This is a genomic window from Exiguobacterium sp. R-39, from assembly GCF_049942815.1.
Taxonomy (GTDB): Bacteria; Bacillota; Bacilli; order Exiguobacteriales; family Exiguobacteriaceae; genus Exiguobacterium_A.
The window spans coordinates 115,478-132,455 of record NZ_CP187965.1 but is presented as its reverse complement, the minus strand read 5'-3'; the positions used below and the strand labels follow the sequence as shown (position 1 = coordinate 132,455).

The following is a 16,978-nucleotide window of genomic DNA, read 5'->3' as shown; positions in this document are numbered from 1 at the left end:
AGGTTCCCTCCTTTTCTTTTAGAATTTGAGACCAGCTTCACGAGCTGCTTCAGCTACTGCTTTGATACGTCCATGATAGAGATATCCTCCACGGTCGAAAACGACTGTTTCAATACCTTTTTCAAGAGCGCGTTCAGCTGCAAGCTTACCAACTGCTGATGCAGCGTCAGTCGTGTTGCCTTTTTCAAGGTCGAGTGATGATGCAGATGCGAGTGTTGCATGTGTTGCATCGTCAATGACTTGTACGTAAATGTTCTTGTTCGAACGGAATACATTCAAGCGTGGACGAGCTGCAGTCCCGATGATTGTACGACGTACACGACCATGACGCTTTTTACGCGTAGCATTTTTGTTTGCCTTTGAGATCATTTATGCCACTCCTTTCCGGTCAATTCGTATCAACGAATTACTTACCTGTTTTACCTTCTTTACGACGAACGACTTCATCACTGTAACGAATCCCTTTACCTTTGTACGGCTCAGGCTGACGGTACGAACGGATCAATGCAGCAACGTGTCCAACACGCTCTTTGTTGATTCCGCGGACGATGATTTGCGTATTCGTAGGAACTTCGACTTCAATGCCTTGTTCCGGAGTGTACTCGATTGGGTGTGAATAACCGAGGTTGAGTACGATTTTGTTACCTTGTTTTTGAGCACGGTAACCAACACCTTGGATATCGAGTGTCTTAGCGAAACCGTTGTTTACACCTTCGACCATGTTCGCGATAAGCGCACGAGTCGTTCCGTGGATTGTACGGTTAGCTTTCTCGTCGTTTGGACGAGTGACAGTCAATTCATTACCTTCTACGTTGATAGCCATAGTCGGGTTGAACTCACGTGTGAGTTCACCTTTAGGACCTTTTACCGTAACTGTGCTGTTTTCAACTGTTACTGTAACGCCTGCTGGGATAACGACCGGCTTTTTACCAATACGTGACATTTAAGACACCTCCGTTCTTTTTATGCGTGAATTACCAGATGTATGCGATCACTTCGCCGCCGACTTTTTGTTGGCGAGCTTCTTTGTCTGTCATAACACCTTTAGATGTTGAAACGATAGCGATTCCGAGACCACCGAGTACTTTCGGGATTTCATCAGCTTTCGCGTAAACGCGAAGACCTGGTTTCGAGATACGTTTGAGTCCAGTGATGACGCGTTCGTTGCTTGCGCCGTACTTAAGGAATACGCGGAGCGTACCTTGTTTGCTGTCCTCGAGATATTCAACATCGCGGATGAAACCTTCACGTTTGAGGATTTCAGCGACTTCACGTTTGATTGTAGAAGCTGGCATTTCCAACTTCTCATGGCGAACCATGTTTGCATTACGAATGCGTGTAAGCATATCTGCAATCGGATCTGTCATAACCATGCGATGTACCTCCTTTCACAACTTTAATGAATTACCAGCTTGCTTTTTTAACACCAGGGATTTGACCTTTATGAGCAAGATCACGGAACTTAATACGGCTGATACCGAATTTACCAATGTAACCGTGTGGACGGCCAGTGATACTGCAACGGTTGTGTAAACGAACCGCTGAAGAGTTACGTGGGAGTTTGCTCAAGCCGATGTAGTCGCCTTGTGCTTTCAATTCTGCGCGTTGTTCAGCGTAGCGCTCTACGAGTGCTTGGCGTTTTACTTCACGTGCTATCATTGATTTCTTAGCCATGTGTGCGGCCTCCCTTATTTTTGGAATGGCATGCCGAGTGCTGTGAGAAGCTCACGTGACTCTTCATCCGTATTAGCAGTTGTAACGATAACGATGTCCATACCACGGACTTTAGATACGCGATCGTAGTCGATCTCTGGGAAGATCAATTGTTCCTTCACGCCTAGCGTGTAGTTACCACGGCCATCGAATGATTTCTTCGATACACCACGGAAGTCACGTACACGTGGAAGTGACACGTTGATCAACTTGTCGAGGAACTCATACATGCGCTCTCCACGAAGTGTTACCTTCGCGCCGATTGGCATACCTTCACGAAGTTTGAAACCAGCGATTGATTTCTTAGCTTTCGTGATGAGTGGCTTCTGACCAGTGAGGAGCTGAAGCTCTTCGACTGCCATGTCAAGTGCTTTCGTGTTCGTAACAGCGTCACCAACACCCATGTTGATTACGATCTTATCGACTTTCGGCGCTTGCATTACAGAAGTATAGTTGAATTTCTCCATCATTACTTTGACGATTTCGTCTTGGTATTTAGCTTTTAAACGGTTCATCAGAAAGTGGACCTCCTTTCTTTAAATCTTCTTATTTATCTAAAGCTTCGCCCGATTTTTTAGCGATACGTACTTTCTTGCCGTCAACCACAGTGAAACCAACGCGTGTTGGGTTTCCTGTCTTAGGGTCGATGAGCATAACGTTCGATACGTGAATCGGTGCTTCTTTCTCGACAATTCCGCCTTGCGGGTTGAGTTGAGAAGGTTTTGAGTGTTTTTTGATCATGTTAACGCCTTCGACGATAATGCGATCTTTTTTAGGCATAGCAGTAAGGACAACACCTTGTTTGCCTTTATCTTTACCAGTCATAACCTGAACTTTATCACCTTTTTTGACATGCATCGTTAGAGCACCTCCTTGTAGGAATTCTTTGGAATTAAAGTACTTCCGGTGCCAACGAGACGATCTTCATGAAGTCTTTTTCACGAAGTTCGCGTGCGACTGGTCCGAAGATACGTGTGCCACGTGGGCTTTTATCATCTTTGATGATGACTGCTGCATTTTCGTCAAAACGGATGTACGAACCGTCTTTACGACGAACGCCACGTTTAGTACGAACGACTACTGCGCGTACAACTTCACCTTTTTTGACAACGCCACCTGGTGTTGCTTGTTTAACTGTGCAAACAATTACGTCACCGATGTTAGCAGTTTTGCGACCAGATCCACCGAGGACTTTGATCGTCAAGACTTCACGAGCTCCTGAGTTGTCTGCTACTTTCAAGCGAGATTCTTGTTGAATCATACGATTGTACCTCCCTCCGGATGTTTATTCATCCGAACTAATTAGAGTTTAGATGATTACTGCTTTTTCGACGACTTCTACGAGACGGAAACGTTTGTCTTTAGAAAGTGGACGTGTTTCTTGAATGCGTACGACGTCACCGACTTTAGCTGTGTTGTTTTCATCATGCGTTTTGTACTTCTTAGAGTAGTTTACGCGTTTGCCGTAGAGCTTATGCTTTACTTTAGTCTCAACTGTAACTACGATCGTTTTATCCATTTTGTCAGATACGACGCGTCCAGTTAACACTTTGCGGTTGTTTGTGCGTTCCATTGAGTGTTCCTCCTCTCAGAATCCGAGTGAATTATGCGTTGTTGATGCCGAGTTCGCGTTCACGAAGAACGGTTTTCGCGCGTGCAATCGACTTGCGCACTTCACGGATACGAGCAGGGTTCTCAAGCTGACCAGTCGCAAGTTGGAAACGAAGGTTGAACAACTCTTCTTTCCACGAACCGACTTTACCGTTGAGCTCTTCTGTAGTTTGCTGACGGAGATCAGTTGCTTTCATTCGTATCACCACCATTTTCTTCACGTTTTACGAACTTACATTTTACTGGAAGTTTGTGTGATGCAAGACGGAGAGCTTCGCGTGCGATCTCTTCCGATACTCCTGCGATTTCGAACATTACTTTCCCCGGTTTGACGACTGCAACCCAGCCCTCCGGAGCACCTTTACCTGAACCCATTCGGACTTCAAGAGGTTTTTTAGTGTATGGTTTATGTGGGAAAATCTTGATCCACACTTTACCACCACGTTTCATATAACGAGTCATCGCGATACGCGCTGATTCGATTTGACGGCTAGTGATCCAGCTAGCTTCTTGAGCTTGGATACCGAATTCGCCGAAGTGTACTGTAGTACCACGTTTCGCTTTACCACGCATGTTGCCGCGGTGAACACGACGATATTTTACACGTTTTGGTAACAACATGTTGTGTTGCCTCCTTCCCTAGACGGATGTGGATTATTGTTCGTTAGATGCTGCTTTTTTCGTAGGAAGCACTTCACCGTGGTGGAGCCATACTTTTACGCCAATTTTGCCGTAAGTTGTATCAGCTTCAGCAGTACCGTAATCGATGTCTGCACGGAGTGTATGAAGTGGAACTGTTCCTTCTGAATACTTCTCTGAACGAGCGATATCAGCGCCGCCAAGACGACCAGAAACTTCAGTCTTGATTCCTTTGATACCTGAACGCATCGAGCGTTGGATTGATTGCTTCATTGCACGACGGAACGATACACGGCCTTCAAGTTGGCGTGCGATGTTCTCAGCGACAAGTTTAGCAACTGCATCCGGGTTTTTCACTTCAACGACGTTAACGTGAACGCGTTTGCCTTTTGCAAGGTTAGTGATGTCTGTACGAAGTGTTTCGATTTCAGAACCGCCTTTACCGATAACCATACCCGGCTTAGCAGTGTGAAGTGAGATGTTCAAGCGGTTTGCTGCGCGCTCGATTTCAACTTTAGAGACACTAGCGTCTTTAAGACGTTTTTCGATATATTCACGAACTACGTAGTCTTCATGAAGGAGATCAGCATAGTCTTTATCTGCGAACCAACGTGATTCCCAGTCTTTGATGATACCTACGCGAAGACCAGTTGGGTTAATCTTCTGACCCACGGTAATCCCTCCTTATTTTTCAGATACCACGATGTGAACGTGGCTCGTACGTTTGTTGATGCGGCTTGCGCGACCCATTGCACGTGGGCGGAAACGTTTGAGCGTTGGACCTTCGTTGACGTAAGCCTCTGTTACTACGAGGTTTTCGATGTTCATGTCGAAGTTGTGCTCAGCGTTCGCGATTGCCGATTTCAATACTTTCTCAACGATTGGCGTTGCTGCCTTGTTCGTGTAAGCAAGAATCGAAAGTGCTTCACCGATTTGCTTCCCGCGGATTAAGTCTACTACTAGACGTGCCTTACGAGGAGCAATGCGAACCATATTAGCCGATGCTTTTGATTGCATAATGAGTACCTCCCCTCAGATTAACGTTTAGTCTTCTTATCGTTTCCAGCATGTCCTTTGTAAGAACGTGTTGGCGCGAATTCACCAAGTTTGTGACCGACCATATCTTCTGTCACGTAAACCGGTACGTGTTTACGACCATCGTAGACAGCGATCGTGTGACCGATGAACTCTGGGAAGATTGTAGAACGGCGTGACCAAGTTTTGATAACATGCTTGTCACCAGCTTCGTTGGCTTTATCAACCTTAGCGAGCAAATGGTGATCTGCAAATGGACCTTTTTTCAAGCTGCGACCCATAGTTGTACCTCCCTTTGGCATGATTCAGGAACGGTTCCTGCGAACCGTTCGAAAATCACGTAATTATTTTTTAGAACGACGGACGATATATTTATCGCTCGCTTTGTTTTTCTTACGAGTTTTGTATCCGAGTGCCGGTTTACCCCAAGGAGTAAGTGGGCCCGAACGACCGATTGGAGCACGTCCTTCACCACCACCGTGTGGGTGATCAACTGGGTTCATTACAGAACCACGAACTGTAGGACGTTTTCCGAGCCAGCGTGAACGACCAGCTTTACCGATATTGACGAGCTCGTGCTCTTCATTACCGACAGCGCCGACTGTTGCACGGCAAGTAGCAAGGATCATACGTGTTTCGCCTGATTGGAGACGAACGATCGCGTATTTACCATCTTTACCGAGAAGCTGAGCAGAAGTACCAGCTGAACGAACGAGCTGACCACCTTTACCTGGCTTAAGTTCGATGTTGTGGATCAATGTACCAACTGGGATGTTTGAAAGTGGAAGAGCGTTACCGACTTTAATGTCAGCCTCAACTCCTGACATGACTTGCATGTCAACTTTCAATCCTTTAGGTGCGAGGATGTAGCGTTTTTCACCATCGATGTAGTGGACAAGAGCGATGTTTGCAGAGCGGTTCGGATCGTACTCGATTGTAGCGATACGGCCAGCGATGCCATCCTTGTTCCGTTTGAAGTCGATGATACGGTATTTACGTTTGTGTCCGCCACCTTGGTGACGTACTGTCAAGCGACCTTGGTTGTTACGTCCGCCCTTTTTCGAAAGCTTTTCAGTTAACGATTTTTCAGGACGTGAAGCCGTAATCTCAGCAAAGTCAAGCGCAGTCATATTACGACGACCGTTAGTGGTCGGTTTAAACTTTTTAATTCCCATCGAGAGTTCCCTCCTTTTCTACAGAGTACCGATTAACCGAGGTAATCGAGTTCTTTGCTATCTGCAGTAAGCGTGACGACCGCTTTTTTGCGGCGTGCTGTGTAACCAGCGTGACGACCTACGCGTTTTGCTTTTGGTTTTGAGATAAGTGTGTTGATTTTTTCAACTTTAACGCCGAAGATCGCTTCAACTGCATCTTTGATTTGTGGCTTAGATGCCTTTACGTCTACTTCGAACGTGTACTTTTTCTCAGCCATTTGGTTCACTGAGCGTTCAGTAATTACAGGACGTTTGATAATGTCGTGTGCGTTTGCCATTATGCAAGCACCTCCTCTACTCTCGCAACAGCATCCTTCGTGAAGATGACTTTGTCGTGTGCGACAAGATCAAGGACGTTTACTCCAGCAGCGTCAACGACTGTGACACCAGGAATGTTGCGTGTTGAAAGAACGACTGTCTCGTTGTAATCAGCAGTAACGACGAGGACTTTACGTTCGATTGAAAGAGCAGCGAAGACCGAAATCATATCTTTCGTTTTCGGAGCATCGATTGTCAATCCTTCAAGAACGATGAACTCGTTGTTAGCGACTTTCGAAGAAAGTGCTGAACGTAATGCGAGACGACGAACCTTTTTAGGAAGTTTATAAGCGTACGAACGTGGTGTTGGACCGAAGACTGTTCCACCGCCAACCCATTGTGGCGAACGGATCGAACCTTGGCGTGCACGACCAGTACCTTTTTGTTTCCATGGTTTACGGCCGCCACCGCGAACTTCCGAGCGACCTTTTGTATCATGTGTACCTTGGCGACGTGAAGCTTGTTGCATGACGATTGCATCGTATACGACTGCTTCGTTTGGCTCGATTCCGAAAACGGCATCTGCCAACTCGATGTCTCCAACTTGTGTACCTGTTTGGTTAAGCAAAGCTACTTTAGGCATTCGTTATTCCTCCTTTCCTTGCAAACAAATTAGTTGCCTTTTACCGCAGTTTTGACGACAACTTGGCTCTTACGTGCGCCTGGGATAGCACCCTTGACGAGGAGTAAGCCGCGTTCTACATCAACTTTTACGATTTCAAGGTTTTGAACAGTGACTTGCTCTCCACCCATGCGTCCTGGGAGCAATTTCCCTTTGAATACACGGTTTGGAGCGACAGGACCCATTGAACCTGGGCGACGGTGGTAACGCGAACCGTGAGCCATTGGACCACGTGATTGGTTGTGACGCTTGATTGCTCCAGCGAAACCTTTACCTTTCGACGTACCTGTTACATCAACCATTTCGCCTGCAGCGAAAGTATCTGCTTTAATCTCTTGACCGATTTCGAAATCTGTTACAGATGTACGGATTTCTTTAATGAAGCGCTTAGGTGTCGCACTAGCTTTCGCTGCGTGACCTTTTTGCGGTTTGTTTTGACGACCTTCTTTGATATCACCAAAGCCGAGTTGGACTGCTTCGTAACCGTCCACTTCCATTGTCTTCAATTGAAGAACAACGTTACCCTCTACTGAAACAACAGTAACTGGTACTACTTCGCCTGACTCGTTGAAGATTTGTGTCATACCGAGTTTAGTTCCTAAGATTCCTTTAGCCATGAGATACACCTCCTAATATTGAATGATTTTGATCTTCTGGCTAGTATCAACTATTTATAGAAGAAAAATTAAAGTTTGATTTCGATGTCAACGCCCGATGGAAGTTCAAGACGCATAAGCGCATCAACTGTTTTCGGTGTTGGGTTAACGATGTCGATCAAACGTTTGTGTGTACGCATTTCGAACTGCTCACGAGCATCTTTGTACTTGTGAACGGCACGAAGTACTGTGTAGATCGCTTTCTCCGTTGGGAGTGGGATCGGACCAGATACAGTAGCACCAGAACGTTTTGCTGTTTCGACAATTTTCTCAGCCGATTGATCAAGCACGCGGTGATCGTATGCTTTCAAACGGATCCGAATTTTTTCATTTGCCATGTTGTTTCCCTCCTTTTCGCCTATTTTGTAAATAGACATTCTCCGCGGAAATTTCCACACTAGCCATGGCAATGCCGCCTGGTGTGTCATAACCTCCCGCTTCATCGCGTTGTGTTTGTGACCAACATATACTAGTTTACTTAATTCCAAGCTAGAAAGCAAGTAAAATAAAATAGAATTTGTTTTCAAGTCTCTCACCACTCGCACAAACACTTTCCTCAGTATATAAGATGTCTGACCATGTTGCAAGACTGTTTTGAAAGAAATGAAAAAAGGCCTTCCGTCACGGGAGACGGAAGACCTTTTTGTCTTAAAAATTACTCAACGATTTCTGTTACTGATCCAGCGCCTACTGTACGGCCACCTTCACGGATTGAGAAACGAGTTTCTTTTTCAAGAGCGATTGGCGCGATGAGTTCAACAGTCAATTCGATGTTGTCCCCAGGCATTACCATTTCAGTTCCTTCAGGAAGTTGGCACATACCAGTTACGTCAGTTGTACGGAAGTAGAACTGTGGACGGTAGTTACCGAAGAATGGCGTGTGACGGCCACCCTCTTCTTTTGAAAGGATGTAAACTTGCGCTTTGAAAGTTTTGTGCGGTGTGATTGTGTTTGGTTTCGCGAGAACTTGTCCACGCTCGATGTCATCACGTGATACACCACGGAGAAGTGCTCCGATGTTGTCGCCAGCTTCAGCATAGTCAAGAAGCTTACGGAACATCTCTACACCAGTACATACTGATTTTTTAGTTTCTTCGTGAAGACCAACGATTTCAACTTCGTCGTTGACTTTAAGAACTCCACGCTCAACGCGGCCAGTAGCTACTGTACCACGACCAGTGATTGAGAAAACATCCTCAACTGGCATCATGAAGTCTTTTTCAGTGTCACGAGTTGGCTCAGGGATGTACTCATCAACAGCTGTCATGAGTTCCATGATTTTTTCTTCCCATTTAGCTTCGCCGTTAAGCGCGCCGAGAGCAGATCCTTGGATAACTGGGAGGTCATCGCCTGGGAAGTCGTACTCAGAAAGAAGTTCGCGGATTTCCATTTCAACGAGTTCAAGAAGCTCTTCGTCGTCAACCATGTCGACTTTGTTCATGAATACTACGATGAAAGGAACACCTACTTGACGTGAAAGCAGGATGTGCTCACGTGTTTGTGGCATTGGACCATCAGTTGCAGAAACAACGAGGATCGCGCCGTCCATTTGTGCAGCACCAGTGATCATGTTTTTAACATAGTCAGCGTGACCTGGGCAGTCAACGTGTGCATAGTGGCGTTTTTCTGTTTCGTACTCGATGTGAGCTGTTGCGATAGTGATACCGCGCTCGCGCTCTTCTGGAGCACCATCGATTTGGTCAAACTTAGTTGCAGCTTTACCTTGTGCTTTTGCAAGTACAGCTGAGATAGCTGCTGTTAAAGTTGTTTTACCGTGGTCGACGTGGCCAATTGTACCAACGTTAACGTGCGGTTTAGAACGGTCGAATTTTTCTTTACCCATTCTGAATTCCTCCTCTATGTGTCTAATAATATTTTATAACTAGGAAGGTGAATCGTCGAATAACGTACACCTTCCTTAGCTTACACTAATCATAAAAGCGTGACAACCTGTGAAGGATTAGCCGTTTGCTTTTTTGATGATTTCTTCAGCAACTGATTTCGGTACTTCTTCATAGTGATCGAAGTGCATCGAGTACGTTCCGCGACCTTGTGTGCGTGAACGAAGACCAGTAGCGTAACCGAACATCTCTGAAAGTGGAATCATCGAACGAACGACTTGAGCGTTCCCGCGAGCTTCCATACCTTCAACGCGTCCACGGCGTGATGTAACATCACCCATGATATCTCCCATGTATTCATCTGGGATAACGATTTCAACTTTCATCATTGGCTCAAGGATAACAGCGCCGCTCTTATCTTTAAGTTGTTTGACGGCCATTGAAGCCGCGATTTTAAATGCCATCTCGTTTGAGTCGACATCGTGGTACGATCCGAAAACGAGTGCCGCTTTAACGTCAACTACTGGATAACCAGCAAGGATACCGTTTTGAAGCGCTTCTTCGATTCCGTGTTCAACCGCTGGGATGTATTCACGTGGAACAACACCACCGACGATTTTGTTGTTGAACTCAAAGCCAGCACCTTCTTCGTTTGGCTCGAATTCTACGACGACGTGACCATACTGACCACGACCACCTGATTGACGAGCAAACTTAGAATCGATTTTCGCCGCTTGGCGAATCGTTTCACGGTAAGCTACTTGTGGAGCACCAACATTTGCTTCGACTTTAAATTCGCGACGCATACGGTCAACGATGATGTCGAGGTGAAGCTCACCCATACCTGAGATGATCGTTTGACCAGTCTCTGGGTTTGTTTCCGTGCGGAATGTTGGATCCTCTTCAGCAAGCTTAGCGAGTGCTTGACCCATTTTATCTTGGTCAGCTTTCGTTTTTGGTTCGATTGCGACCGAGATAACTGGTTCTGGGAATGTCATTGATTCGAGAACGACGTTGTCTTTCTCTGCACAAAGCGTATCTCCAGTAGTAGTATCTTTAAGACCTACAGCTGCTGCGATGTCACCAGCGAAGACCATTGGGATCTCCTCACGGCTGTTCGCGTGCATTTGAAGGATACGTCCAAGACGCTCACGTTTCCCTTTTGTTGAGTTCTTGACGTAAGATCCTGCCGAAGCTGTACCAGAGTACACACGGAAGAACGTCAATTTACCAACATACGGGTCAGTCATAACTTTGAATGCAAGTGCAGAGAATGGCGCTTCGTCAGTTGACTCACGAATGATCTCTTCTTCTGTATCCATGTTAATCCCTGTGATTGCTTTTACGTCGACTGGTGATGGGAGGTAATCAAGAACTGCGTCAAGCATAAGCTGAACACCTTTGTTCTTGAATGCCGAACCAACGAGAACTGGGTAGAAATCTACTGTAAGAGTCGCTTTACGGATACCCGCTTTAAGCTCTTCAATTGTGATTTCCTCGCCCTCGAGGTATTTCATCATCATTTCTTCTTCGTAATCTGCAACTGCTTCGATTAATGATGCACGAAGTTCTTCAGCTTCTTCTGCGAATTCTGCAGGGAAACCGTCAGTTTCTTCGATATCAGTACCGAGGTCGTTACCGTACATGTATGTTTTCTTTTCAACGAGGTCGATGATTCCTTTGAATTCATCTTCTGCGCCGATCGGGATTTGGATTGCGTGTGCGTTAGCTTGAAGGCGGTCGCGAAGCGTTCCAACCGAGTACAGGAAGTCTGCACCGATTTTATCCATTTTGTTAACGAAAACGATACGTGGTACGCCGTAAGTTGTAGCTTGGCGCCATACTGTCTCAGTTTGTGGCTCAACACCAGACTGAGCATCAAGTACTGCTACCGCACCATCAAGTACACGGAGTGAACGTTCAACTTCAACAGTGAAGTCTACGTGTCCAGGTGTATCGATGATGTTTACGCGGTTACCTTTCCATTGTGCAGTTGTTGCTGCAGATGTAATCGTGATTCCACGTTCTTGCTCTTGCTCCATCCAGTCCATCTGTGAAGCACCTTCGTGCGTTTCACCAATCTTGTGGATACGACCCGTATAATAGAGGATACGCTCAGTCGTTGTTGTTTTACCAGCATCGATGTGGGCCATGATTCCGATATTACGGGTGTTCTTAAGGGAGAATTCTCTTGCCATCTTTAAACATTCTCCTTTCGCATTTTAGTTTAGTGTCCGTGTGTTGCCACACGTCATGACTATACCCGAAAGCCACCTCATATTTCCATACAAAATGGCATAGATGAGGTGGTTGATCCCGGATTTACCAGCGGTAGTGAGCAAACGCTTTGTTCGCTTCCGCCATTTTGTGCATATCTTCGCGCTTCTTAACTGAAGCACCAGTGTTGTTTGCAGCGTCCATGATTTCGTTAGCAAGACGAGCATCCATTGTTTTTTCGTTACGGAGACGTGAGTAGTTCACGAGGTAACGAAGTGCAAGTGTCGTACGGCGCTCAGGGCGGACTTCGACAGGAACTTGATAGTTAGCTCCACCTACACGGCGTGCTTTAACTTCAAGAACTGGCATGATGTTGTTCATCGCCTCTTCAAAAACTTCCATTGCATCGCGACCTGAACGTTCAGCGATAGCTTCAAAAGCTTTGTATAAGATTTGTTGAGCAGTACCTTTTTTACCATCTAACATAAGACGGTTGATAAGGCGGGTAACGAGTTTAGAGTTGTAGATCGGATCAGCCATTACATCACGGCGTTCTACTTGACCTTTACGTGGCATTCCGAGTCCCTCCTTTCATATAGTGAGGTGATATCTTCTGATATCTAGATTATTTTTTTGCTGCTTTTGGACGTTTAGTACCATATTTCGAACGACCTTGCATACGGCCGTCAACTCCAGCTGTATCGAGTGCACCACGAACGATGTGGTAACGTACCCCTGGTAAGTCTTTTACACGACCGCCGCGAATAAGAACAACACTGTGTTCTTGCAAGTTGTGGCCGATACCTGGGATGTAAGCTGTTACTTCCATTGTGTTCGTTAAACGTACACGTGCGTACTTACGAAGAGCCGAGTTCGGTTTCTTCGGAGTCATTGTACCTACACGAGTACAAACACCACGTTTTTGTGGTGAGCTGATGTCAGTACGAGCTTTGATAAAGCTGTTGTACCCTTTGTTCAGCGCTGGCGAATCTGATTTCACAACTTTTGATTGACGTCCTTTACGGACTAATTGGTTGATAGTAGGCATCTTTGAGATCCTCCCTTCCTGAATTCATGACAAGTTTCAAAACCACCGAGCCGGGTGGTTCATCGAAAGTCATAATGAAACGTTTTGCGTGGCTCAGGCATTCCATCGCCACACAAAACGTATTATCAAACTTTCTTAATAGCAACAGCAGTTGCTGCAACGTCGATTCCACAAGCCTTACCAAGCTCAAGCTTAGAAGGAACGTTCACGACTGGAACGTTTGCTTGTTTCGCCGCATCGAGCAATGCTTGCTTTACGTGTTCATCTGCGTCATCTGCGATGATCACTTCCGACGCCTTGCCAGATCGCAATGCTTTGAGCGTTTGCTTTTGACCGACAAACTTCAAATCTGCGCCGACTACTTTTTTGTAAGACATGAAGATATCCTCCAAAATAACACAGCCGGTTGGCAACACTATATCATAGTAGCACCGCCATACCGGCGTGTCAAGGCGTTTTATTCTACAGGAGAATCTGCTTCTACAGGTGCTTCGCCTGCAATCTCGAGACCGATTTGACGGTAACGTGTCATTCCTGTACCAGCTGGAACAAGTTTACCGATAATAACGTTCTCTTTCAAGCCGCGAAGGTAGTCGCTCTTCCCTTTAATTGCCGCATCCGTAAGGACACGAGTAGTTTCCTGGAACGAAGCAGCTGATAGGAACGAATCCGTCTCAAGCGACGCTTTAGTGATACCGAGGAGAACTGGTTTAGCCGAAGCGAGTGCTTTACCGGCACGGAGCGCTTCTTTACATGCTTCTTTAAATGTGCTGATATCGACTAGCGAACCTGGTAAGAGTGATGTCTCACCAGACTCGATGACGCGGACGCGACGGATCATCTGACGTACCATGACCTCGACGTGCTTGTCACCGATCTCAACCCCTTGCATCCGGTATACTTTTTGAACTTCTTGAAGAAGATAGTTCTGTACGCCTGATACACCTTTGACGTTCAAGAGTTCTTTCGGGTCGATTGAACCCTCTGTGAACACTTGTCCGGCTACAACTTCTTCACCGAGTTGAACACGAAGACGTGATCCGAAAGGAATCGTGTATGTCCGTGTTTCGCTCAGACCTTGAATCGTCAACTCACGCTTATCACGCGACTCCGTAAAGTCGATGACTTGTCCGTCGATTTCCGAGATGACCGCTTGACCTTTCGGGTTACGGGCCTCGAACAATTCCTGGATACGCGGGAGACCTTGTGTGATATCGTCTCCGGCAACCCCACCTGTGTGGAAGGTACGCATTGTAAGCTGCGTTCCTGGCTCACCGATTGATTGTGCCGCGATGATTCCGACTGCTTCGCCGACTTCGACGTCGTTACCAGTCGCAAGGTTACGTCCGTAACATTTCTTACAGACACCATGACTTGTATTACAAGTGAAGGCTGTACGAATCTCAACATTGTCAATGCCTGCGTCCGTGATGGCACGCGCGATATCTTCGTCGATGAGTTCGTTTGTTGAAACGAGGACTGCTCCTGTTTCTGGGTGAACGACTTTTTCGAACGCCGTACGGCCAACGAGTCGGTCGTAGAGGTTTTCGATTTCTTCCGTTCCTTCGCGGAGTGCTGTAACACGGATACCACGATCCGTTCCACAATCATCTTCGCGAATGATAACATCTTGCGCGACGTCAACGAGACGACGAGTCAGGTAACCTGAATCGGCAGTCTTCAAGGCTGTATCGGCAAGACCTTTACGGGCACCGTGCGTCGAGATGAAGTATTCCTGAACCGTCAGACCCTCACGGAACGAAGATTTGATCGGGAGCTCGATGATCCGTCCACTTGGAGCGGCCATGAGTCCACGCATCCCTGCAAGCTGCGTAAAGTTTGATGCGTTACCACGGGCACCAGAGTCACTCATCATGAAGATCGGGTTCAAACGGTTGAGGGATTTCATCAGACGAGACTGAATTTCATCCTTCGCGTCATTCCACGATTTAACGACACGCTCATAGCGCTCTTCTTCTGTGATGAGACCACGGCGATACGATTTCATAACGCGGTCAACATTATCTTGTGCCTCGACCAGGATTTCCTGTTTATCCGGAAGTACGATGATATCAGCGATACCAACCGTAATACCCGCACGTGTCGAGTGTTTGAAACCAAGGTTTTTCATTCGGTCAAGCATGCGGCTCGTCTCAGTCGTTTCAAAACGCTTGAAGACTTCTGCGATGACATTTCCGAGGAATCCTTTTTTGAATGGTTCGATGATCGGACGGCTCTTAATTTCAGCCGCGATATCCGTTCCTTTTTCAAGGAAGTACTGATCAGGCGTTGCTTCCTGCAGATTGTTCATCGATGGTTCATTCAAGTATGGGAACGTCGTTGGGAGGATCTCGTTGAAGATCAACTTACCGACCGTCGTAACCAGTAACTTCTCGTTTTGCGCTTCCGTAAATGTCGGGTTCTTCAGAACGCCGGCCGGAATCGCAACACGTGTGTGGAAGTGGACATACCCGTTTTGGTAGGCAATCAATGCTTCGTTCACCGTCGAGAATGTTTTCCCTTCGCCGATCGCGTTTTCACGCTCAAGCGTCAGGTAGTAGTTACCGAGGACCATATCCTGCGATGGTGTAACAACAGGCTTACCGTCTTTCGGGTTCAAGATGTTTTGTGCAGCGAGCATGAGAAGACGGGCTTCTGCTTGGGCTTCTGCTGAAAGTGGTACGTGAACCGCCATTTGGTCACCATCGAAATCGGCGTTGTAAGCCGTACATACGAGTGGGTGCAGACGAATCGCGCGACCTTCGACGAGTGTCGGTTCGAACGCCTGGATACCGAGACGGTGAAGTGTCGGGGCACGGTTCAAGAGAACCGGATGCTCACGGATGACTTCTTCTAAGACGTCCCAAATTTCAGGTTGAACACGTTCGATTTTCCGTTTTGCACTCTTGATGTTTGGTGCGATGCCACGTGAGACAAGCTCTTTCATGACAAACGGTTTGAAGAGTTCAAGGGCCATTTCTTTCGGAAGACCACATTGATACATCTTCAGGTTTGGACCAACGACGATAACCGAACGACCAGAATAGTCGACTCGTTTACCGAGTAAGTTTTGACGGAAACGTCCTTGTTTCCCTTTCAGCATGTGTGAAAGAGATTTTAATGGACGGTTACCCGGTCCAGTAACCGGACGACCGCGACGACCGTTATCGATCAAGGCATCGACCGCTTCTTGCAACATCCGTTTTTCATTCTGAACGATGATGTTCGGAGCGCCAAGGTCAAGAAGACGCTTGAGACGGTTGTTACGGTTGATGACACGACGGTATAAGTCGTTTAAGTCAGATGTCGCGAAACGTCCACCATCAAGCTGGACCATCGGACGGAGTTCCGGCGGGATGACCGGTAATACTTCAAGAACCATCCACTCCGGATTGTTGCCTGAGTTGCGGAAAGCATCGAGGACTTCAAGACGTTTAATCGCACGTGTACGACGTTGTCCTTGAATCATTCGAAGATCTTCACGTAAGCCGGCTACTTCTTTTTCGAGTTCAACGTCACGGAGCAATTTACGAACTGCTTCCGCACCCATTTCAGCGGTAAACGAACTACCGAATTTCTCGCGATAGGCGCGGTACTCTTTTTCTGAAAGAAGTTGTTTCTTCTCGAGTGTCGATTCGCCCGGATCCGTTACGACGTACGACGCGAAGTAAATGATCTCTTCGAGTGCACGCGGTGACATATCAAGGACGAGACCCATACGACTTGGGATTCCTTTAAAGTACCAGATGTGCGAAACCGGTGCTGCAAGTTCAATGTGACCCATGCGCTCACGACGGACTTTCGACTTGGTTACTTCAACACCACAACGGTCACAAATGATTCCTTTATAACGAATCCGTTTGTATTTCCCGCAGTAACATTCCCAGTCTTTTGTTGGACCAAAAATCCGTTCACAGAACAAGCCGTCTTTCTCTGGCTTGAGCGTACGATAGTTGATCGTTTCCGGCTTCTTCACTTCCCCGAAAGACCACGAACGGATCTTTTCAGGGGAAGCGAGGCCGATTTTCATATATTCAAATCTATTAACATCTACCAAGGGGTGG

The 16,978-nt window shown here is 46.7% G+C and carries 24 protein-coding genes; all 24 read right to left on the bottom strand.

The genetic code is table 11. The features are described from left to right. Positions 1-18 precede the first annotated feature (18 nt). The 24 genes from rplR to rpoC all read right to left on the bottom strand — a co-directional run bounded on the left by rplR (position 19) and on the right by rpoC (position 16,971). Positions 19-369 (bottom strand): 50S ribosomal protein L18, encoded by a 351-nt coding sequence (gene rplR, locus ACP26N_RS00755; protein WP_012369025.1) that lies wholly within the window; start codon positions 367-369, stop codon positions 19-21. A 37-nt stretch (positions 370-406) separates the two neighbouring features. After that, positions 407-943: a 50S ribosomal protein L6 gene (gene rplF / locus ACP26N_RS00750; RefSeq protein ID WP_026826919.1), complete on the bottom strand. Its 537-nt coding sequence runs from the start codon at positions 941-943 to the stop codon at positions 407-409. A gap of 31 nt (positions 944-974) precedes the next feature. Continuing rightward, entirely contained in the window at positions 975-1,373 is a 399-nt protein-coding gene (gene rpsH, locus ACP26N_RS00745; RefSeq protein WP_012369023.1) for a 30S ribosomal protein S8, read from the bottom strand. Between the two features lie 31 nt (positions 1,374-1,404). Further along, positions 1,405-1,674 (bottom strand): 30S ribosomal protein S14, encoded by a 270-nt coding sequence (gene rpsN, locus ACP26N_RS00740; RefSeq protein WP_012369022.1) that lies wholly within the window; start codon positions 1,672-1,674, stop codon positions 1,405-1,407. Positions 1,675-1,688: 14 nt separating this feature from the next. Next, positions 1,689-2,228: a 50S ribosomal protein L5 gene (rplE, locus tag ACP26N_RS00735; protein ID WP_012369021.1), complete on the bottom strand. Its 540-nt coding sequence runs from the start codon at positions 2,226-2,228 to the stop codon at positions 1,689-1,691. A 31-nt stretch (positions 2,229-2,259) separates the two neighbouring features. Then, positions 2,260-2,571 (bottom strand): 50S ribosomal protein L24, encoded by a 312-nt coding sequence (gene rplX, locus ACP26N_RS00730; protein ID WP_014969156.1) that lies wholly within the window; start codon positions 2,569-2,571, stop codon positions 2,260-2,262. 34 nt (positions 2,572-2,605) lie between these two features. Further along, the gene (rplN, locus tag ACP26N_RS00725) at positions 2,606-2,974 is read right to left on the bottom strand and encodes a 50S ribosomal protein L14 (RefSeq protein WP_012369019.1); all 369 of its coding nucleotides are present in this window, start codon (positions 2,972-2,974) and stop codon (positions 2,606-2,608) included. A gap of 48 nt (positions 2,975-3,022) precedes the next feature. After that, on the bottom strand, positions 3,023-3,286 hold the full coding sequence (gene rpsQ, locus ACP26N_RS00720; RefSeq protein ID WP_026826917.1) for a 30S ribosomal protein S17: 264 nt from the start codon (positions 3,284-3,286) through the stop codon (positions 3,023-3,025). A 31-nt stretch (positions 3,287-3,317) separates the two neighbouring features. Next, on the bottom strand, positions 3,318-3,521 hold the full coding sequence (gene rpmC, locus ACP26N_RS00715; protein ID WP_012369017.1) for a 50S ribosomal protein L29: 204 nt from the start codon (positions 3,519-3,521) through the stop codon (positions 3,318-3,320). Continuing rightward, positions 3,508-3,945 carry a 50S ribosomal protein L16 gene (rplP, locus tag ACP26N_RS00710; protein ID WP_012369016.1) on the bottom strand — a complete coding sequence of 146 codons (438 nt, stop codon included), beginning with the start codon at positions 3,943-3,945 and terminating at the stop codon, positions 3,508-3,510. Before rplP ends, rpmC begins: the two co-directional genes overlap by 14 nt. Positions 3,946-3,978: 33 nt before the next feature. Then, positions 3,979-4,635: a 30S ribosomal protein S3 gene (gene rpsC / locus ACP26N_RS00705; RefSeq protein ID WP_012369015.1), complete on the bottom strand. Its 657-nt coding sequence runs from the start codon at positions 4,633-4,635 to the stop codon at positions 3,979-3,981. A gap of 12 nt (positions 4,636-4,647) precedes the next feature. Continuing rightward, positions 4,648-4,980, bottom strand: coding sequence for a 50S ribosomal protein L22 (gene rplV, locus ACP26N_RS00700; RefSeq protein WP_012369014.1), 333 nt, complete (start codon positions 4,978-4,980; stop codon positions 4,648-4,650). 20 nt (positions 4,981-5,000) lie between these two features. Beyond that, the gene (gene rpsS, locus ACP26N_RS00695) at positions 5,001-5,279 is read right to left on the bottom strand and encodes a 30S ribosomal protein S19 (RefSeq protein ID WP_012369013.1); all 279 of its coding nucleotides are present in this window, start codon (positions 5,277-5,279) and stop codon (positions 5,001-5,003) included. 63 nt (positions 5,280-5,342) lie between these two features. After that, positions 5,343-6,173, bottom strand: a complete 831-nt coding sequence (rplB, locus tag ACP26N_RS00690; RefSeq protein WP_012369012.1) for a 50S ribosomal protein L2 — start codon at positions 6,171-6,173, stop codon at positions 5,343-5,345. A gap of 32 nt (positions 6,174-6,205) precedes the next feature. Next, the gene (gene rplW / locus ACP26N_RS00685; protein WP_014969151.1) at positions 6,206-6,490 is read right to left on the bottom strand and encodes a 50S ribosomal protein L23; all 285 of its coding nucleotides are present in this window, start codon (positions 6,488-6,490) and stop codon (positions 6,206-6,208) included. Then, a complete protein-coding gene (gene rplD / locus ACP26N_RS00680; RefSeq protein ID WP_012369010.1) occupies positions 6,490-7,113 on the bottom strand; it encodes a 50S ribosomal protein L4 in 624 nt (207 codons plus the stop codon). The genes rplW and rplD overlap by 1 nt, the downstream gene beginning before the upstream one ends. A 29-nt stretch (positions 7,114-7,142) precedes the next feature. Then, positions 7,143-7,769 carry a 50S ribosomal protein L3 gene (rplC, locus tag ACP26N_RS00675; protein WP_012369009.1) on the bottom strand — a complete coding sequence of 209 codons (627 nt, stop codon included), beginning with the start codon at positions 7,767-7,769 and terminating at the stop codon, positions 7,143-7,145. Positions 7,770-7,837: 68 nt separating this feature from the next. Beyond that, positions 7,838-8,146: a 30S ribosomal protein S10 gene (gene rpsJ, locus ACP26N_RS00670; RefSeq protein ID WP_012369008.1), complete on the bottom strand. Its 309-nt coding sequence runs from the start codon at positions 8,144-8,146 to the stop codon at positions 7,838-7,840. Positions 8,147-8,463: 317 nt separating this feature from the next. Continuing rightward, positions 8,464-9,651 (bottom strand): elongation factor Tu, encoded by a 1,188-nt coding sequence (tuf, locus tag ACP26N_RS00665; RefSeq protein ID WP_026834301.1) that lies wholly within the window; start codon positions 9,649-9,651, stop codon positions 8,464-8,466. Between the two features lie 117 nt (positions 9,652-9,768). After that, on the bottom strand, positions 9,769-11,847 hold the full coding sequence (fusA, locus tag ACP26N_RS00660; protein ID WP_114597366.1) for an elongation factor G: 2,079 nt from the start codon (positions 11,845-11,847) through the stop codon (positions 9,769-9,771). A gap of 124 nt (positions 11,848-11,971) precedes the next feature. Continuing rightward, positions 11,972-12,442 (bottom strand): 30S ribosomal protein S7, encoded by a 471-nt coding sequence (gene rpsG / locus ACP26N_RS00655; RefSeq protein ID WP_012369005.1) that lies wholly within the window; start codon positions 12,440-12,442, stop codon positions 11,972-11,974. Between the two features lie 49 nt (positions 12,443-12,491). Next, the gene (gene rpsL, locus ACP26N_RS00650; protein WP_012369004.1) at positions 12,492-12,914 is read right to left on the bottom strand and encodes a 30S ribosomal protein S12; all 423 of its coding nucleotides are present in this window, start codon (positions 12,912-12,914) and stop codon (positions 12,492-12,494) included. A 125-nt stretch (positions 12,915-13,039) separates the two neighbouring features. Further along, positions 13,040-13,291 (bottom strand): ribosomal L7Ae/L30e/S12e/Gadd45 family protein, encoded by a 252-nt coding sequence (locus ACP26N_RS00645; protein WP_012369003.1) that lies wholly within the window; start codon positions 13,289-13,291, stop codon positions 13,040-13,042. An 80-nt stretch (positions 13,292-13,371) separates the two neighbouring features. After that, positions 13,372-16,971 (bottom strand): DNA-directed RNA polymerase subunit beta', encoded by a 3,600-nt coding sequence (gene rpoC / locus ACP26N_RS00640; RefSeq protein WP_114597365.1) that lies wholly within the window; start codon positions 16,969-16,971, stop codon positions 13,372-13,374. Between the last annotated feature and the right edge of the window lie 7 nt (positions 16,972-16,978).

Bases quoted from the DNA above. Each gene is read 5' to 3' on its own strand.
- rplX (WP_014969156.1), bottom strand. From the start codon at position 2,571: ATGCATGTCAAAAAAGGTGATAAAGTTCAGGTTATGACTGGTAAAGAT.
- rplP (WP_012369016.1), bottom strand. From the start codon at position 3,945: ATGTTGTTACCAAAACGTGTAAAATATCGTCGTGTTCACCGCGGCAAC.
- tuf (WP_026834301.1), bottom strand. From the start codon at position 9,651: ATGGGTAAAGAAAAATTCGACCGTTCTAAACCGCACGTTAACGTTGGT.
- rplV (WP_012369014.1), bottom strand. From the start codon at position 4,980: ATGCAATCAAAAGCATCGGCTAATATGGTTCGCATTGCTCCTCGTAAG.
- ACP26N_RS00645 (WP_012369003.1), bottom strand. From the start codon at position 13,291: ATGTCTTACAAAAAAGTAGTCGGCGCAGATTTGAAGTTTGTCGGTCAA.
- rplF (WP_026826919.1), bottom strand. From the start codon at position 943: ATGTCACGTATTGGTAAAAAGCCGGTCGTTATCCCAGCAGGCGTTACA.
- rpmC (WP_012369017.1), bottom strand. From the start codon at position 3,521: ATGAAAGCAACTGATCTCCGTCAGCAAACTACAGAAGAGCTCAACGGT.
- rpsJ (WP_012369008.1), bottom strand. From the start codon at position 8,146: ATGGCAAATGAAAAAATTCGGATCCGTTTGAAAGCATACGATCACCGC.
- rpsQ (WP_026826917.1), bottom strand. From the start codon at position 3,286: ATGGAACGCACAAACAACCGCAAAGTGTTAACTGGACGCGTCGTATCT.
- rplR (WP_012369025.1), bottom strand. From the start codon at position 369: ATGATCTCAAAGGCAAACAAAAATGCTACGCGTAAAAAGCGTCATGGT.
- rpsG (WP_012369005.1), bottom strand. From the start codon at position 12,442: ATGCCACGTAAAGGTCAAGTAGAACGCCGTGATGTAATGGCTGATCCG.
- rplD (WP_012369010.1), bottom strand. From the start codon at position 7,113: ATGCCTAAAGTAGCTTTGCTTAACCAAACAGGTACACAAGTTGGAGAC.
- fusA (WP_114597366.1), bottom strand. From the start codon at position 11,847: ATGGCAAGAGAATTCTCCCTTAAGAACACCCGTAATATCGGAATCATG.
- rplC (WP_012369009.1), bottom strand. From the start codon at position 7,769: ATGGCTAAAGGAATCTTAGGAACTAAACTCGGTATGACACAAATCTTC.
- rplE (WP_012369021.1), bottom strand. From the start codon at position 2,228: ATGAACCGTTTAAAAGCTAAATACCAAGACGAAATCGTCAAAGTAATG.
- rpsS (WP_012369013.1), bottom strand. From the start codon at position 5,279: ATGGGTCGCAGCTTGAAAAAAGGTCCATTTGCAGATCACCATTTGCTC.
- rpsN (WP_012369022.1), bottom strand. From the start codon at position 1,674: ATGGCTAAGAAATCAATGATAGCACGTGAAGTAAAACGCCAAGCACTC.
- rpsL (WP_012369004.1), bottom strand. From the start codon at position 12,914: ATGCCTACTATCAACCAATTAGTCCGTAAAGGACGTCAATCAAAAGTT.
- rpsH (WP_012369023.1), bottom strand. From the start codon at position 1,373: ATGGTTATGACAGATCCGATTGCAGATATGCTTACACGCATTCGTAAT.
- rplB (WP_012369012.1), bottom strand. From the start codon at position 6,173: ATGGGAATTAAAAAGTTTAAACCGACCACTAACGGTCGTCGTAATATG.
- rplW (WP_014969151.1), bottom strand. From the start codon at position 6,490: ATGGCAAACGCACACGACATTATCAAACGTCCTGTAATTACTGAACGC.
- rplN (WP_012369019.1), bottom strand. From the start codon at position 2,974: ATGATTCAACAAGAATCTCGCTTGAAAGTAGCAGACAACTCAGGAGCT.